Origin of the sequence: Streptococcus cristatus ATCC 51100 (assembly GCF_011612585.1) — a bacterium.
Classification (GTDB): domain Bacteria; phylum Bacillota; class Bacilli; order Lactobacillales; family Streptococcaceae; genus Streptococcus; species Streptococcus cristatus_H.
Window position 1 is genome coordinate 1759524 of record NZ_CP050133.1, and the last position, 17290, is coordinate 1776813.

The following is a 17290-nucleotide window of genomic DNA, read 5'->3' on the forward strand; positions in this document are numbered from 1 at the left end:
TGAAGCAAGCATCATCCAGAACTTAGGCCTCCTCTCTTCCTCAGTAGATATGTCGCTACTTTTATATTCGTAATAAAAATAAAAAAAGCAGAACATTTTTGTCCTGCAAGTAAACTATATCATCAATTTTCTTTTAATCCGATTTTTCTGTCTTCAGTTTATAAACTTTTCTCGGCTTCTTCTTTGGCACGCGCTTGACACCGGCCTCCTCCAAGTATTCTCCAAATTTTACGAGAAAATTATTGCTAACGATCGGTCGTCTAGGCGAGATGAGATTGACCAGCTCAGTCCCTTCATAGACAGTAAAGGGCGATTCCAGTAAATGGAGAAAAGTTGGATTCCAGTCCAGTCGCCCTTGAATGCGCTTGATAGATTCCAGCAGGATTTGGTAGTGGTCAAAGGCAAAGTCCTCTGCTGTCAGGAGCCGTTCACCATCTCTAAAGCTCTTTGTCTTAAAGTCCACATCGAGAAAAGTGACTTCCTTGGCATCATCACCAGCCTTGACTTGGTTGATAGCGATTGCCGGTAGATAGACCAAATGGGCAATGGTGATGACCCAACCGCGCGGATCGCGTCCTGGAGTAGAGACCGTCATCAACTGCTCCACTTTTTCTAGCGGTATCTCGAGATCCACTTCTTCCTTGACTTCCCGAATGCAGGCTTGATAGGCATCCTCATTTTTATCCACAAAGCCTCCAACCAAGGCATATTTATTCTGATAAGGGTGGGCCTTGCGCTTGATAACCAAGAGTTTCAACCGGCCTTCTACGAAGCAGTAGGCCACCATATCCGCTGTTACGCTGGGCGTCTCATACTTAGGCAAATCCTGTGTCTTGTACCATGCCAAAAAGGCGGGCTCATCCGCCATTGTTTCGTAATACTCTTTTTCCGACATTCCCGCTGGGATATCCTGTTTGGTCATGAATATTTCTTCCTTTCCTAAGTTATCTTTTCTATCAAAAATCCTCCAAATCTTGCTCTAAGCTTTCTTCACTGCCTTGGTCCACTGATACCAGCCAACGATACTATTAAGGGTATAAACCCAGTACATAGCCTGAATGTGAAGATTGCTGCCCCACCAGAGGTAGATACTGAAGAGATTGGTTGCAATCCAGAAAATCCACTGCTCGCGATAGAGACCCGTCATGAGAAGCTGACCGATACCATTGGTCGCATCTGTCACACTATCGCGGAAAGGCCGGTGACTGTGAATACTCTTATAGGCAAAGCCCATACCAATCCAAATCAAGGCAGTCAAGGCCAAATATTTAAGCCAACCACGCCAGTCTAACTTCTTAGCTTCAAAATGAGACGGCTCTTCTTTATCTTGTTCATTGACCCGGTTGGACAGCCAAGTATAAAGGCCAATCGGCTGCATGATAAAGAAGTAAACCGTAGTCAGCACTTCTCCATAAAAGCTAGCCTGGAAGGACAAGATGAGATAAATCGCCGAATTAACAGCCCCAAAGAGGTAATTGCTAGCCCGCCCCTCGGCCACTAGAATAACGCAAACGATGCCTGTCCAGGAAGCAAAGAGTCCCAGCCAGTCATGCTGCTTCTGACCACTGGTAAACTCCAAAATGAAAGGCAGACTAGACAGAGCTATCAAGTAAAGCCATTGAGCCAAGCTACGCCCGCCAAATAAATCCTGCCAGAGCAATTTGGCAATACCGCTAAAGCCCTGTTCTTTAGCTGCTGCACAGACATTATAGAAATTCCGAGCAAAGGTTTGAGATTTTTGTTTTAGTCCTGCGGAGAGAGCCGCAGGAGAGAGTTTTTGATTTTTTACTACCATTCTATTTTACCACTTTCTTTTTTAATCTGCTTGATAAATCTTGTTAATCGCTTCTTTAGCCGCCTGATAATTGTCCAAATAACTGTTAGCCAGATAGACCGTCGGAATATGAGCTAAACACTGCTCTTTCAGCTTTTTCAAATAGCTTGAAAAATCACTCCGGATAGCCTCGTCTGCCATGCTCATATCGCGAAAGCCATCGTTGACATAGGATCCGACCGGCTCAGCAAAGAGAATCAAATCCCATTTTTCCTTGGCCAAAATGCTAGCAAAGAGATTGTCAAAGGTATCTGTCTCCTCATCTTGAACGGGACTTTCTTTCAGATAATAATCATAGTAAGCCTTGGTTACTAGCGAATTTGTATCAGCCACGACCAGACCACGGTTGGCGCTGCTGTCAATCAAGCGGGAAGTCTGAGCATATTGTCCCAAGAGCAAATAATAGTAGTCCTTAGGTGTCAGCTCATCGTCTCGCACGTTATTTTGAATCTGGTATTCCCGAGCATATTCTAGACTGACAGGAGCATCATAGAAGCGAGCTAAATCCTTGGCCAAGGTCGTTTTACCATTGCTGGCGCTACCCATAATCAGCACTTTCTTAGTAAAGTGACGGCGGAAAGGTTGGGCGATATATTTCCAATAACGACTAGGATTTTCCCGAATCATCGTTGCTGAAATCCCAAACTGTCGCTCCTGCAAAGAAGTTTTGAAGTCACGCTTTTCTAACTCCTCCTGATAGTCAGCCTCTCCAACAAAGAAAATCAACTCTTCGTCTTCTGAATCATAGCCCACTAAGTCCAATAAAGCTGGCAACCACTGATCCCAACCCAGAGGATAGCGGGGAAAGAAAGTTTCATCTAGCTTATAAACCTTTGTTAACTCATCATCTGCGAAGGTCTCACGCGTATAGCGGAAGCGCTTCTGCAGAGGCAGACCTACTTCCTCTCCACGGTCTCCCTGATAACCAGAAACTACCACGCGCACCTTGTCGTAAGAACGCTTCGCCTTCTGAATCAAATCAATATGCCCCTGATGCAAGGGAGCAAAGGTCCCAAAGACGATTGCAATTTTTTCTTTCATACGCTTAACCTTTTTATTATATTTTATTCTTTCTATGATTTTATTATAAACTATATTTTTCTTTTGTCAATAGTTTTTTATAAAATTTTATAAAAATATTTTTCAGACACTTTAAAACTGTATCAAGGGCACAAAAAAGAACCTAATGCTTTAAGCATCAGATTCTTTTTCTACAAGATTTATTGCTGATAGACTTCTTGGTAGAATTCCAGCTTGTCTCCATCCTTGAGCGTGATTTGATTGGCACCCTTAGGAGCCATTTCTCCGTTGACCTTAAACATCCAGTAGAGTCCTTTCGCTTCATCCTGAGCATGACCGTCAATAGAAGTGATAAAACCATCTTTTTCTTCGACCTTATAGGCCTTCTTCAAAGCATCCATCGCTGTCTTTCCTTCTTCAACAGCCACCGTTTTCTCGCTCTTCTCCTGACCTTCTGGTGCAATACTGATGCTGATTTTCAGTTCCTTTTTGACGGAAGAAGCAGCCGAACTAGAGCTGGTATCAGTTTTTGTTTGGCTATTGCTACAACCCACTAAGAAGAGAGCAAAGGCAAGCGTAAGTAAGCTAAAGATTTTTTTCATGATAAAGTCTCCTTAAAATAAAATACAAAATAGGATAGAAGAGCATCGTGGACCAGGCGTGGGCTAGATTGAAGCCCACTCCCGCTGCCACATAGGTCCACCAAGGCATTTGATAAAGCAAGGCTGTGATACCATCAATCACAAGACCATAGCTAAAGGCTAAAAACAAGGCCAACATACTCTGGCCAAACAAGCCTAGTCGCCGATACAGTAGGTACCATAGGCAAATAACCACCGTAAAGGATAAGATCTGGAAAAGAACCCATGGTCCCATTCCAAAGAGGAAAGAAGATACAAAGATACTGATAGACATGACTAGAAGAGAGCCCTTCAAGTCCTCAAAATCCACCAAGAGAAAATACAGCGCTGTAATCGGCTTGATATTGGGCAGGCCAGCAAAGGCATAACGAAGCACGACGCAGACAGCCGCCAGAAGAGCGATTCGAGTAAGGTAACGAAGAGACACAGTTTCTGCCTTTCTAAGCGATATTCTTCAGTATGATAACACGGTTCTGACTAGCCTAGCAAGAATGCTAAGTAAATCAGCTTTTTATGTATCCTGTCGAATCATCTCCGTTAGTCCTTGATCTCGGTAAAGCAGATCATTTCTAACTGAAAATCCCAGCTCCTGCCAAAAATGGTTGCCCAGTTCATTTCTTTCAAAAACGACCAGCGATACTTTATGGATACCAAGTCTTTTCACTGCTGACAAGGCCTGTTCGACCAGAGCTCTGCCTACTCCTTTTCTACGAAAATATGGATGGACAGCTGTATGATAAATGTACGCTCTACGTCCATCTGTGCCAACTAGAATAGCACCTATAAAGCTCTCCCCTTCCAAGGCAACCAGACAGGTCTCAGGATTGCGCTTCAAAAAACGGGCAATCCCTTCTTCAGAGTCATCTAAGTTATTGAGCCCCATACCAGCGCAAGAGAGCCACAGCTGGTAAACAGAGGCATAATCCTTTTCTGTCATCACACGAATTTCCATTGCACACATCCTCCCTAAGCCATTTCAAATTTGAGTTGACCGCCTTTGACGCCAACTTTAAGCGTTTGACCAGCTGCCAAATCTCCAGTCAGGAGCAACTCAGACAGCTTGTCCTCCACCTGCGTCTGCAGGGTACGGCGCAGCGGCCGCGCTCCCATTTCTGGATCGTAACCTTCCTGAGCCAGCAATTTCAGGGCACTAGCTTGGAATTTAAGCACGATGCCTTGCTCTGCCAGACTCTTAATCAACGGTTGCACCATAATCTTGACCACTTCCTGCATATCCTCAGCAGATAGACTGTGGAAGACCACCTTTTCGTCAATCCGGTTGATAAATTCAGGCCGGTAGGTCTTTTTCAATTCTTCCAGAATGCGTTTTTCCATATTGGCCTGATCAAAGTGGATATCCCGCGCCCCAAAACCAACCGTCTTATCATCCCGCAGGGCCGTTGCCCCCAGATTGCTGGTCATGATAATGATGGTATTGGAGAAGTCCACCTTGCGGCCCTTGCTATCGGTCAGCTGACCATCATCCAAGACCTGCAAGAGGACATTGAAAATATCTGGATGAGCCTTTTCTACCTCGTCAAAAAGGAGGACAGAATATGGACGGTTGCGAACCTTTTCCGTCAATTCGCCGCCTTCCTCATAACCTACATAGCCCGGAGGCGCCCCGTTGAGACGACTCGCTGCGAATTTCTCCATATATTCACTCATGTCGAAGCGAATCAGGGCTGATTCATCATCAAAGAGAACTTCTGCCAAGGCCTTAGCCAGCTCAGTCTTTCCGACACCCGTTGGCCCTAAGAACATAAAGGAACCAATTGGGCGTTTGCCGGTGCGGATGCCCGATTGATTGCGACGAATAGCTCGGCTGACAGCCGAAACTGCTGCATCCTGTCCGATAACCCGCTTGTGTAGTTCTTTTTCCAAGTTGAGGTATTTTTTGGCATCTGTCTGAGTTAATTTCTGCACAGGAATACCAGACAAGCGGCTGAGAGTCTCTAAGATATCCCCTGCTTCCACTTTCAGCTTGTAAACAGTTGGCTCCTGCTCTTTTGCCAGTAGCTGACCGACTTTTTTCAACTTTCCAGCCATCAAAGCCTGATCCACAGGCGTCAAATCCGACTGTTTATAATTCTGCGGTCCTTTGTTCTGCACAGTTGCACTGGCCTCATCCAAAAGGTCAATAGCAGAGTCTGGTAGATGCTTGCTGGTTAGGTAGCGATGTGCATACTTGACCGCTGTTTCGATGGCCTGATCACTAATCTGCACCTTGTGGTGATCCTCATAACTCTTTCTCAAACCCTGCAGAATAGCAATGCTGTCGGCCACAGTAGGTTCTTCAATAGTGACCTTGGCAAAACGCCGAGACAGAGCAGCGTCTTTTTCGATATGTTTTTGGTACTCTTCCTGCGTCGTAGCTCCAACTGTCCGCAAGGTTCCCCGAGCCAGAGCCGGTTTCAGGATATTGGCCGCATCCAAGGTCGAATCAATCCCGCTGCCAGAGCCCATGATGGTATGCAGCTCATCGATAAAGAGGATGATATGACCGTCTTCTTCAATATCATTGATGATATTGTTCATCCGTTCTTCAAAGTCTCCGCGGAAACGAGTCCCAGCGACAACATTCATCAAGTCTAATTCCAAAACGCGCATCTTGGCAAGTTCTGCTGGAACCTGACCAGCTGCCACACGTTGAGCCAAACCCAGAGCCAGAGCTGTCTTACCGACCCCCGCATCACCGACAAGTACTGGATTATTCTTTGTCTTGCGACTGAGGATCTGAATCATCCGAGAAATTTCCTCGTCCCGACCGATAACTGGTTCCAGACGACCAGCCCGAGCCAGTTCTGTCAAATCCCGAGTATAGTCTTCCAGACCACCGCTGGTTGAAGGAGGCATGCCCATCATATTCGCCATGGTTTGCTTGGCAGAGGCCGTGTTTTTATTTAGCGAGCGGATCGATTTGATTTCCTCTCTGCCCCAGCCAGCACGCTGCTCCAAAACCTTTCGCAAATCACTAAATCGAGGGGCTGAACTTTTATCATCATAGCCGAAGCCTGCAGCTTCTAACACACGGGCTGCCAAGGTCCCACGATCAAATAGCATGGCTAGGAGCAGGTGCTCTGTCCCTAAGCTTTTAGCGTGGACGGCTTCCGCAATATGCCCTGCTTGAGTAAAGAGCTCCTCCAAACGGTGAGAGAAAGGCAATAAGTCAAAACCGCCTTGTTTTTGATACTCTTTTCCAGTAATGTCAAAGGCTGCTTCTTCCAGTTTATCCACTTCAATAGGGAATTCATTTAGAGCCGAGCCTGCCACGCTGTAGGGATTATTAGCCAGAGCCATCAGCACTTGCCACGATTCTAAATAATCAGTAGCAAAATGACCGGCTAAGAGCTGAGCCGCCTCCAAGCTTTCTACTAAAGCTTTTGAATAATTCATATTCTTAATTTCCTTTTCTATCTAATTGCTGCAAAATTTTCCGTAACATTCTAGCTCGAATCCTCGGAGCCTCTGCCCCCAAGACAGCATCGCTGGCACTCGCTAGGAGCAGATCTCCCTCACGCTGGCTAATAATTTTTTCATCAAAGAGCCACTGCAAAATATCTGAAAAAACTGGTTGACTGAGCGACTCACCGACATTGGCCAACAAATCAGACAGCATTTGGTGCTGATCGGAAAATTCAATCTTACCAATCCTGATATAGCCACCGCCACCGCGCTTGCTTTCGACGATATAACCCCGACTCTCCGTAAAGCGTGTCTTAATCACATAATTGATCTGACTCGGAACCACCTGAAAAACATCAGCTAACTCACTGCGCTTTAACTCGACCATACCCGCCTGCGCCAAAATTGTTTTGATATATTCTTCTATACTATCCGAGGTATTTTTGATGCCCATGATATACCTTTCTATCTGTTATATCTAAAAATAAGCATTCAAGTCTTCTCTAACATTGACTATCTTTGACTATTATACCGAAAAAATCTATTTTTTGAAAGAAAAAGAAGTACCAGAAAGCTTGAAAATATCTGATAATTCAGAGTAATGAAAAAGATTGATAGGCTGAGTAAATATGATTGTAATCGCTTGCTTTTTACTTTTAAAGACTTATAATAAAGGTGTGAAAGTGTGGTGTTTACACCATCAACCGTATCCAAACAATCATCATCAAAAGGAGGTTTTCCAATGAAAATAAATTGGCTCAACTATACCCATCATGTACTTAGCTGCCTGTTTGTCACTCTGAGTATCTTGACAATTTTTTCTGCCGAGTATGTCGTTTTCCCAACGAGCCTTCTTCTAGGCTGTCTCCTTATTCCTCTGCTCTTTGAGCAGCACTTACTCAGTCGCCGAATGACTTGGAGCCTTAGCATCTTCTTTGCCATTCTTGCCTTTGCCCTTCTCTTTATCATCAAAACCAATCATATCTCCCTTAGCTATCCAGCAACAACCCTTCTTCTTTTTGTACTAGCAAGCCTGAGTTTTTCAAACTCCTTTATCCTTCACAAACATAAAGAACAAAAGGCCGCTAGATAACACAGCACAAAAAAGTGTGGAAGCAACATGAGCTCGAAAGAGTCATGGATTCCACACTTTTCTTATTCTATAAGGAGCTGGATGGTAGCCAAATATTCTTAAATGGTTCGTCCACGCTGCCAGCCTAAACTAGACTTTCAGAAAATTTTCTCCTCTCTATTTTCCTACTTTCATTTTCTTTTTAATTATATTATAATAGTTGGCAAACACATTTTCTAATCTAATTTCTTTAAAAAATGATAGTATTCTACGAAGGAGGGCATTATGATGGATTTGGGCCAATTGCACAAAACTACTGAATATAAGAATCAAGGGACCCCCTATTCTCTGACGCGGACCATTACGGAAAACGGCCAGCCTGACATCCTTTTCCACTGGCACACCGATGTTGAAATCATTTACGTCCACGAAGGAAGTGCCCAATTTCATATTGACGATCATTATTTTAACAGCCACAAGGGCGATATTGTCCTGATTCGTCCCAATGCCCTTCACTCCATTCATCCGATTGAGCAGCAGTGCCACTACATGGATGCCATTAACTTTCACTTGGACTTAATGGGCTATTCGGCCATGGACCATGCCAGTATCCACTACTTACAGCCTCTCTACAATGGTCAACTGGACTTTGTCCATGTCATCAAGCCGACTGATCAAGCCTATGAGGAAATTCGTCAATGCCTGCTAGCTACTATGGAAACGGGTTATTGCCAAAAGAAATACTATGAATTTCAGCTCAAGGCCCAGCTCAATCAGCTCTTCTACTTACTCTTTGAGAACGACTATATCGTTTCTAAGGAGCTATCTGCCGAGGGCTACCGCAAGGAAGAGAAAATTCGATCTATCATCGACTATATCAATGAGCATTATCAGGAAGAACTGTCTATTGATCAGCTGTCTGGCATCTGCGGCTACAGTCCGACGCATTTCATGAATTTCTTCAAAAAACATCTGGGTGTCTCTTGCATTGAATATCTGATTCAATTCCGCCTGCGCAAGGCTGCCGAGCTCCTCCAGCACTCCACTCTGTCGGTTCTTGAAATCTCAAGCCAGTCTGGTTTTAATAACCTTTCTAATTTCAACCGGCAATTTAAAAAATACTATCAAATGACACCCAGTCAATACCGAAGAAAGTAAGAAAATCTCCAGTCAACTGATTGGAGATTTTTTTATCTGAACATGATTAATAAAAAAACGAACAGACTAAATATCTGTTCGTTTTACGGGATTTTGAAAGTTATAGGTAGTTATTCTGCTGATTTTTCACGGATCACCAAAGTTCCATCTTCCATATCTGCAGTTAAGTGCTTAGCATCTAGATTATCCAAGTGGAAGTCAGTCACCTTGTCACGGATTTGTTGCTCGATAACACGGCGAAGCGGACGAACACCCATGACTTGGTCATAACCAGCATCGCGCAGGAATTCCTTAGCTGCATCAGATACAGCCAGATCAATTTCCTTCTTGCTTAAGGTTTGATTTACTTCAACCAACATGAGATTCACAATCTCCATCAGGTCTTCTTTCTTGAGATGAGAGAACTCGATCACTGCATTGAAACGATTAAGGAACTCTGGACGGAAATAAGCTTTGAGTCGATCCATCAGATCAGGCTTTTCTGCATCCTCTTCCAAGCCTGCTTCATAGCCAAAGCCGGCATTGGAAGTCGCAATGATGACCGTGTTCTTGAAGTTGACTGTATTCCCTTGACCATCTGTCAAGCGGCCGTCATCCAGAACTTGAAGGAGAAGGGTAATCACCTGTGGATCCGCCTTTTCAATCTCATCCAAGAGAATGATAGAGTATGGATTGCGGCGCACACGCTCGGTCAGGGTATTACTGTTGTCATCATAGCCGACATAGCCTGCAGTGGTACCAATCAGCTTGGAAACAGCAGTCCGGTCGGAGTATTCTGACATATCCAGACGGATGATCGCTTCCTTGGTACCGAACATATCCAGAGCTAGTTGCTTAGCTAGCTCAGTCTTGCCGACACCTGTCGGACCAACGAAGAGGAAGCTGCCAATCGGACGGTTGCCTTCATCGAAGCCGGCACGGTTACGGCGGATGGCACGAGCCACAGCTTCTACAGCCTTGTCTTGGCCAATCACCTTGGCTTTAAGACGATCATTCATGCCCTTGAGGCGCTCAATGTCGCTAGCACCCATCTGTGAGACAGGCACTCCCGTCATCCGTTCAACAGACTCTGCCACATCATTGACTGTCGCCGTCACCTTCATATCCTCAGTGTGATTTTGAATTTTCTTTTCCAGCTCTTCAATACGGGTCTTGGCATTCAGAGCTGCTTCATAATCTTCTTTCTCAACAGCCGCTTCCTGCTTGTCTTTCTGTTCAGCAATCTCATGCTCAACTGCATGAACATCAGTCACTGGATGTTGGGCTGCCAAGTGGGCAGCAGTCACATCGACCAGGTCAATCGCCTTGTCTGGCAGGCTCCGTTGTGGAATATACTGAACTGAGTAGTCCACAGCTGCTTTCAATACTTCATCTGGCAGGATGACATTGTGGTGCTTTTCGTACAAGTCCCGAATACCTCGAAGGATCTGATAGGTGTCCTCAGCAGACGGTGCATTGACCTTGACTTCATTGAAACGGCGAGCCAAAGCTGCATTTTTAAGGATAGTATTGCGGTACTCGTCTTGAGTAGTAGCCCCGATAACGGTCAACTCCCCACGAGAAAGCGCTGGTTTGAGAATATCCGCCAAGCCCTTAGAACCGCTATCTCCTCCTGTGCTACCTGCTCCCAGAATTTGATGGATTTCATCAAAGAAGAGGATAATGTTGCCAGCTTCCTTGACTTCATTGACTAAGTTTTGGATATTTTCTTCAAAGCTACCACGATATTGAGTACCAGCTTCCAAGCCAGAAATATCAACAGAAATAATTTCCTTGTTCTTGATGGCCGCTGGCACATCACCATTGACGATAGCCTGAGCCAAACCTTCTACGACAGCTGTCTTACCAACTCCGGCATCTCCGACCAGAACCGGATTATTCTTAGTACGGCGGGAAAGGATTTCAGCTGTTTCTTGGATTTCCTTATTGCGTCCAATGACTGGATCCAGCTTACCATCACGCGCTTCTTGAGTCAGATTGCGACCTAGCTTAGCCAGAATGCCATCTTGCTTAGGTCCATGCGCTCCAGCTTGCACATCCTGTTCGCTAGTCATTTGACCAGGAAGCTTGCCAGTAGCCCGGTACTGAGCAAACTCTTCCGGTGTGACCTCTCTACCATTAATCAAGTAGCGCCGGTGTTCGCTGTTGTAGCCACCCATGCGCCCCATGAGTTGGTTGAAAAGGTCGTCCATATTGTTAAAATTGTTGTAATTGTTATTCATCATTTTTCCTCACTTTTTATACGTTTTTATATCATTTTTTCATTTGCTAAAGTTTCAGATAAGAAATCTCTTTCTTACTTACTATACATTTATGTTCATATCGGAGATCTTCTCCTATCTATTATTTTACATAACTTATTCTATTTCCAAAAATTAAGACTCCTTCAGTCTCTTACTTTATGGATGAGTTGGAGCTATTTCAGAAGAATATAATGTTACATAATTTTTAATCCTCCCAAAAATAATCGCCTACTGGCTACATCCCCATCTTCTGAATAAATTCTGTGTAAACTTTTTTGTTTACAGTTGTAATTATACATCCTTTTTCCCCCCTTGTCAATAGGTTTTAATAAAAAATTTACATAATTTTTAAAAAATCAAAAAACCTCCTCCACACTAAAATATGGAGAAAGTTTCTCTATTTTGATACAAGTTAAATCATATACTCTACACTATAGCTGGCATCCGACAGAATGCGGGACAGAAACTGTTTGGTCCGCTCCTCCTTAGGACTAGTGAAGAATTCCTGAGGAGGATTTTCTTCGACGATGTGACCTCCGTCCATAAAGATGACATGGTTGGCCACATCACGGGCAAAGCTCATCTCGTGGGTCACAACGACCATGGTCACTCCCTCCTGGGCCAGCTGTTTCATGACGCTGAGAACTTCACCGACCAATTCCGGATCTAGAGCCGAAGTTGGTTCATCCAGCAGGATGACATCTGGCTTGACGGCAATGGCACGGGCAATCCCAATCCGCTGCTGCTGGCCGCCTGATAGCCGCGAAGGATAATAGTCCTTGTAGGCTAAGAGGCCCACGCGCTTCAAGGACTCTTCCGCAATCTCAAGCGCTTCTTCCCTCGGTATCTTACGTGCTATCACTAAGCCCTCTAAGATATTTTCAAGGGCTGTTTTATTGGCAAAGAGATTATAATGTTGAAAGACAAAGGCCGTCTTTCTACGAATTTCCAAAATCTCTTTTTTGCTGAGTTTAGCCAAATCATAGTCCTTACCAGCCAAAGTCAACTGACCACTATCCGCTTTTTCTAAGTGATTCAGACAGCGCAGAAATGTTGTTTTCCCAGAGCCTGAGGGTCCCAGAATAACCACAACATCACCTTGATTGACCTTGAGACTGACATCTGCCAGCACCTGGTGCTCTCCAAATCGTTTGGAGATATGTTTTACTTCTAACATAATCTTTCCTTCCTAAGCAAGAGCGTAGCGCTTTTCCAAGCTTCTAAAAATCCACTGAATCAAGCCACAAATAATGAGATAAATAACAAAAATCACTAAGTAAGACTCTGAATACTGGTAAGAATGGGAGGCTTCGACCTTAGCCAAAGCTGTGATATCTTTCACCGTCATGACAAATACCAGCGAGGTTCCCTTGACTAGATTGATAACCAGATTGGCCAGATTGGGCAGGGCAGAGCGCAATGCCTGAGGAAAAACAATCCTCCGATAGGCTTGAAAATTCGTTAACCCAATCGCCTGAGCTGCTTCTAACTGTCCTTTATCCACTGTCAAAATAGCAGAGCGCAAGATTTCCGATAAACTGCCTGTCGTCATCAGGCTATAGATGATGAAAGCATAGTAAAGCGGATTGAACTTAAAGACATCTACCTGACTGCCTAGACTTTTGAAAAATTGATTCAGCAAGCTAGGAAATAGACTGTAGAAAAAGAGGATAAGTAAAATGGGCGGCGTTGCTCGAATAAAGGCTAGATAAACCACCGAAAAGGTCCGCACACCTCGGACTTTATAAATCTGACCTAGAGCTAGAAGCAGGGCCGGAATAAAGCTGAGCAGAATAGCCACCACCATAATGATCAGGGTTACCGGTATGCCTTTCAAAGTAACCAGAAAGGTATTTACAATATAATTCAAATCCATGCTTTACCTCTCCTTGACAGTCAGACTTTTTTCCAGAAGCTGGGAAGCCAGCGAAACCACTAGGGCAATCCCCCAGTAAATCAAAGCCACCGCTGTATAGGTTTCGAGGGAATAATTGCCCAGATTACGGCTGATGAGATTTTGCCCCGCTCCCATGACATCAACTGCCCCAATCGTATAGGCCAGCGCAGCATCCCGCATGAGATTAAGAAAGGCGGTAGTCAGATTGGGTAGGGCAATGCGAAAAGCCTGTGGCAGAATGATGCGCAGAAAAGTCTGCAGCGGTGTCAAGCCAATACTGAGACCCGCCTCGGTCTGTCCCTTGGGAACAGCTAGATAGGCTGCCTTGAAGACTTCTGCAATCATGGCCGCAAAGAGCAGAATCATGGTAATAATGACAAATACGGTCCGTGACCAATTGTTGATATCCAGTCCCAACCACCATTTTAAAAACTCTGGAATGCCATAGAAGACCAAGAAGAGCAAGACAATAGGCGGTGTACACCTAAGGATAAATATATATCCTCTAGCCAGACCAGCAAAAGTCGGCTCCTCCGCAACTTGAGCCCAGACCAACAGACCACCTAGCAAGGAGCCAATCAAAACCGTCACGAACATAATCCATAAAGTAGTCGGCAAGGCCTGTAACAAACCAGGCAGCAAGCCAAAAACACGGGACAAATCATAAGCGACCATACGGTCTCCTTTCTCCAGCTTTTAGTCTTTATCTACATGAGAAAAGACATCTTCACCAAAGTATTTTTCCGATAATTTAGAGAGTGTCCCATCTTTCTCCAGCTCTTTAATAGCCTTTTCATAGGCTTTGGCAAACTCCTCATTCTTTTTATCTTTATGAATGAGTGGATAGGTAGGGATACCCTTATAAGGGAACCAGCTCAACTGATCCGCATACTGATGGTAGGAACCTGCCTTGTCTGTGACAGCTTTTTCAAAGGACAATTTGATATCAAAGAAGGCATCATAGCGACCTTCCAAGACCCAAGCATAGGCATCCGCTATCTGAAAAGACTCTGCTGCGGTCAACTCAATTGGACTAACACTGTGCTTTTTGTTGTACTCTTCAATCACTGTCCATTGAGCATTCTGTGGTGAAATCGGCACCAATTTTCCTTTTTCTTTGGCAAAATCATCAATATTTTTAAATTTATTTGCATCTGCTTTTCGGATGGTGAAGCCGATGATGCTAGCTCCGATAGGACTTTCTGGAATGATGAACTTCTTCGCCCGCTCTTCGGTGTACCAAGCTCCCTTGGTTCCGATATCATATTTCCCAGATTCCAAACCAATCAAAAGATCTTCGTCACTGGTGCCAGTATATTCGAACTGATAATCTGGCAATTTTTCATCAATGGCCTTGAGTACCGCTACTTCATACCCATCTGACTGGCCTTTTTCGTCCAAAAAGTCGTAAGGAACGTAGTTTTGCGTATGAGCTACTTTTAAAGTCGTAACCTTGTCACTACCTGATGTCGAACTACTCGCCTTACTGGACGAAGCCCCTGTTAAGGTCCGTCCAAAATAAGTTGCGGCAACAATAGCAATCACAGCTACTCCACCGATAATCCATTTTTTCTTACTCATTCTTTCGTCTCCTTTTTATGCTAAACTCGCTGCTTGACGAACCCACTCAATCCGCTCTGGATCAATATCGCTTGGGATGGTGCAGTCAGCCCTGATAATCAAAGCATCCTTGCCAGCCTCTGCTATCAAGCGCTTAGTCTCATTTTGAATAGCTTCTTGGCTACCTGTGTAGAGCAGACCAGTTTTGCCATTTTCAAAGCCACCTAGAACGGTCCGACCGCCGAATAATTTACGACCTTCCGCCAAACTGATACCTTCTGGCCCCACTGCCCAGTTAATAACTTGAGCTGGATAATCTGTGAAAAGATGAACGTCATTTCGCGCACCTTCGTAGCCACAAATATGCAGAATATTTACTCCACCAGCTGCATTGGCTGCTTCCAGCACCGCTAATTCACCAGGAGCGATGAAAGCCTTGTAATCTTCGACCGACACTCTCGCATCCTGAATGCTCTGAACGCTGAGGTAAATTCCATCTGCACCAGCTTCCTTGATAATGCGTTCTGTCAGAGCCGCAATATCTTGAGCAATCACATCCAGCACCCGCTTTGTCACTTCCGCATCCTCTGCTAGAAAATCTGCAATGATGTCATCTCCTCCAGCAACCTTGCCAACCAGCCATTTGAAGTAGGTCACCGGTGCAAAAATATTGTAAATAGCAACCAAATCCTCTGTGAAGCCGGCCCTAATCTTTTGAACCAGCTCCACCTGCTCACTGATCCAAGGATGGTCGGCGCCTAACGGCTCGATATCTGCCAAGTCCTTGATAGATTGAACTTTTTTCAAGCGCTCATTCGGATAGGCAAAATAACCATCGCTCATCAGTTTGACAAAGTCTGGCTTAACTTCTGATAGAAATGCTTGATGGCCTGCCAGATTTTTCTCAATAATAGTCTGATTGCCAAAACCAGCCAGCCACTCATCCTCGCTGGTAAAATGATGCCAGAAACCAACTGGCACTCGGTCAACTTTTTCCCCCTTAAAGGCTTTTAAAACCAACTCCCTTTTAGACATATCTTGCTCCTTTTCAATTTGATTGCTATTATCATATCACTGAAAAGTAAGCTTTCCAAATATATATTTCCTATCAGCTCGATTAAAAATATTTATAAGAGTAAATTAAAAAAGCTAGCTCAAGCTAGCTTTAGCAAGGTTTTTCAGCTTTCTATGAAAAACCTGTTTTTTCTTACTATTTTTAGAAAGACAAGATATATATTTTCTATGGGAGAGATAGGCAATCTTTATCAAAAGACCTCTACTTCGATCTTACTTACCCTTAGCTGCAAAATACTCCCGCACAAGCGGTGCAACCTTGGTGCCAAAGAGTTCGATAGACTGGAGAACCTGCTCATGCGGAAGCGATCCCAACGGCAGATGCAGCATGAAGCGGTCCAGTCCCAGCTCTTCTATCATCTTGATCAATTTCTGAGCGACCTTTTCAGGACTGCCGACAAACATGGCTCCCTCTGGTCCTACCTGATCTAGGTATTGCTCATAGGTCATCTCCCGCCAGTGAGGGCGGTCCTTGGAAATAGCGTCCACTACCTGCTTGGTCGGATGGAAGTAAGTCCGGACCGCCTCCTCATTGTCCTCCATGACCCAGCCCCAAGAGTGGGCAGCGATTTTCAACTTTTCATCTGAGTGCCCACTTTCCTGCCCAATCCGGCGATACGCATCCAGCAGGGGCTTGAAGCGCTTAGGCTGTCCACCGATAATGGCATACGCAATCGGTAGGCCTTTCTGGGCGACCTTAATGGTGGACTCGACATTGCCCCCCGTCGCTACCCAAACTGGCAATGTTTCTTGCACAGCCCGTGGATAGACTTCCCGATTTTCAATAGTCTGCGTCAGCTTTCCCTTCCAATTTAACCGCGTCTCGGCACTGGCATAGAGGAGCAGGTCCAGCTTTTCATCAAAAAGCTCTTCATAATCCTTCAAGTCATAGCCAAAGAGCGGAAAGGACTCGATAAAAGAGCCACGGCCAGCCATGACCTCTGCTCTGCCATTTGACAAAGCATCAATCGTCGCATACTGCTGGTAGACTCGGATAGGATCCAAGCTCGACAAGACACTGACAGCACTGGTCAAGCGAATCTTCTCTGTCTTGACCGCACCAGCCGCCAGCACAATCTCCGGTGCAGAGACAGCAAAGTCCTCTCGGTGGTGCTCTCCAATGCCATACACGTCCAGTCCCACCTTGTCTGCCAGCTCAATCTCTGCTACCAGTTGCCGAATCCGTTCGTCATGAGTATAGGTCTGCCCTGTACCCTCCAGTGGCGTTGTCTCTCCAAAAGTAGAAATACCTAATTCCACCATGCTTTTGTCCTCCTGATATTTAAGATAAAAATATTTTATCACTAATTAGTGATATATACAAAAATGATGCTCAACCTATTGTCCATCTGCATAGAATAACATGGTTTTGGCATGATAGAAAGA

General features: G+C 44.8%; 17 protein-coding genes. 2 read left to right on the plus strand and 15 right to left on the minus strand.

Annotation, left to right across the window (positions count from 1 at the left end; genetic code table 11):
• Positions 1–133: 133 nt before the first annotated feature.
• The 8 genes from HBA50_RS08760 to HBA50_RS08795 all read right to left on the minus strand — a co-directional run bounded on the left by HBA50_RS08760 (position 134) and on the right by HBA50_RS08795 (position 7354).
• Positions 134–922, minus strand: a complete 789-nt coding sequence (locus tag HBA50_RS08760) for an NUDIX domain-containing protein (RefSeq protein WP_045497824.1) — start codon at positions 920–922, stop codon at positions 134–136.
• A 57-nt stretch (positions 923–979) separates the two neighbouring features.
• Positions 980–1795: a nicotinamide riboside transporter PnuC gene (gene pnuC, locus HBA50_RS08765; protein WP_045497826.1), complete on the minus strand. Its 816-nt coding sequence runs from the start codon at positions 1793–1795 to the stop codon at positions 980–982.
• Between the two features lie 21 nt (positions 1796–1816).
• Positions 1817–2875 (minus strand): AAA family ATPase, encoded by a 1059-nt coding sequence (locus HBA50_RS08770; protein ID WP_045497829.1) that lies wholly within the window; start codon positions 2873–2875, stop codon positions 1817–1819.
• Positions 2876–3054: 179 nt separating this feature from the next.
• Complete coding sequence (locus tag HBA50_RS08775; RefSeq protein WP_045497834.1) at positions 3055–3456, minus strand: DUF4430 domain-containing protein; 402 nt, start codon at positions 3454–3456, stop codon at positions 3055–3057.
• Entirely contained in the window at positions 3440–3922 is a 483-nt protein-coding gene (locus tag HBA50_RS08780) for a hypothetical protein (protein WP_045497836.1), read from the minus strand. The genes HBA50_RS08775 and HBA50_RS08780 overlap by 17 nt, the downstream gene beginning before the upstream one ends.
• An 84-nt stretch (positions 3923–4006) precedes the next feature.
• Positions 4007–4447 (minus strand): GNAT family N-acetyltransferase, encoded by a 441-nt coding sequence (locus HBA50_RS08785; protein ID WP_045497838.1) that lies wholly within the window; start codon positions 4445–4447, stop codon positions 4007–4009.
• Between the two features lie 14 nt (positions 4448–4461).
• The gene (locus tag HBA50_RS08790) at positions 4462–6891 is read right to left on the minus strand and encodes an ATP-dependent Clp protease ATP-binding subunit (protein ID WP_045497841.1); all 2430 of its coding nucleotides are present in this window, start codon (positions 6889–6891) and stop codon (positions 4462–4464) included.
• A gap of 4 nt (positions 6892–6895) precedes the next feature.
• Positions 6896–7354 (minus strand): CtsR family transcriptional regulator, encoded by a 459-nt coding sequence (locus HBA50_RS08795; RefSeq protein ID WP_045497843.1) that lies wholly within the window; start codon positions 7352–7354, stop codon positions 6896–6898.
• A 288-nt stretch (positions 7355–7642) separates the two neighbouring features.
• Here HBA50_RS08795 and HBA50_RS08800 point away from each other — a divergent pair, with 288 nt between their 5' ends.
• The gene (locus HBA50_RS08800) at positions 7643–7993 is read left to right on the plus strand and encodes a hypothetical protein (protein WP_045497846.1); all 351 of its coding nucleotides are present in this window, start codon (positions 7643–7645) and stop codon (positions 7991–7993) included.
• A 264-nt stretch (positions 7994–8257) separates the two neighbouring features.
• Positions 8258–9130 (plus strand): AraC family transcriptional regulator, encoded by an 873-nt coding sequence (locus HBA50_RS08805; RefSeq protein ID WP_142322402.1) that lies wholly within the window; start codon positions 8258–8260, stop codon positions 9128–9130.
• Positions 9131–9240: 110 nt separating this feature from the next.
• Here the strand turns inward: HBA50_RS08805 and HBA50_RS08810 are convergent, their stop codons facing one another.
• From HBA50_RS08810 to HBA50_RS08845, 7 genes are all read right to left on the minus strand, one after another.
• The gene (locus tag HBA50_RS08810; RefSeq protein WP_045497848.1) at positions 9241–11352 is read right to left on the minus strand and encodes an ATP-dependent Clp protease ATP-binding subunit; all 2112 of its coding nucleotides are present in this window, start codon (positions 11350–11352) and stop codon (positions 9241–9243) included.
• Between the two features lie 433 nt (positions 11353–11785).
• Complete coding sequence (locus HBA50_RS08815; protein WP_045497851.1) at positions 11786–12550, minus strand: amino acid ABC transporter ATP-binding protein; 765 nt, start codon at positions 12548–12550, stop codon at positions 11786–11788.
• Between the two features lie 12 nt (positions 12551–12562).
• Positions 12563–13249, minus strand: a complete 687-nt coding sequence (locus HBA50_RS08820) for an amino acid ABC transporter permease (RefSeq protein ID WP_045497853.1) — start codon at positions 13247–13249, stop codon at positions 12563–12565.
• Positions 13250–13252: 3 nt separating this feature from the next.
• Entirely contained in the window at positions 13253–13945 is a 693-nt protein-coding gene (locus HBA50_RS08825) for an amino acid ABC transporter permease (protein WP_045497855.1), read from the minus strand.
• Positions 13946–13966: 21 nt separating this feature from the next.
• Positions 13967–14851: a transporter substrate-binding domain-containing protein gene (locus tag HBA50_RS08830; protein WP_045497857.1), complete on the minus strand. Its 885-nt coding sequence runs from the start codon at positions 14849–14851 to the stop codon at positions 13967–13969.
• Between the two features lie 15 nt (positions 14852–14866).
• Positions 14867–15865 (minus strand): uroporphyrinogen decarboxylase family protein, encoded by a 999-nt coding sequence (locus HBA50_RS08835; RefSeq protein ID WP_045497859.1) that lies wholly within the window; start codon positions 15863–15865, stop codon positions 14867–14869.
• A gap of 252 nt (positions 15866–16117) precedes the next feature.
• Entirely contained in the window at positions 16118–17167 is a 1050-nt protein-coding gene (locus HBA50_RS08845; RefSeq protein WP_045497861.1) for an LLM class flavin-dependent oxidoreductase, read from the minus strand.
• Positions 17168–17290: the final 123 nt, after the last annotated feature.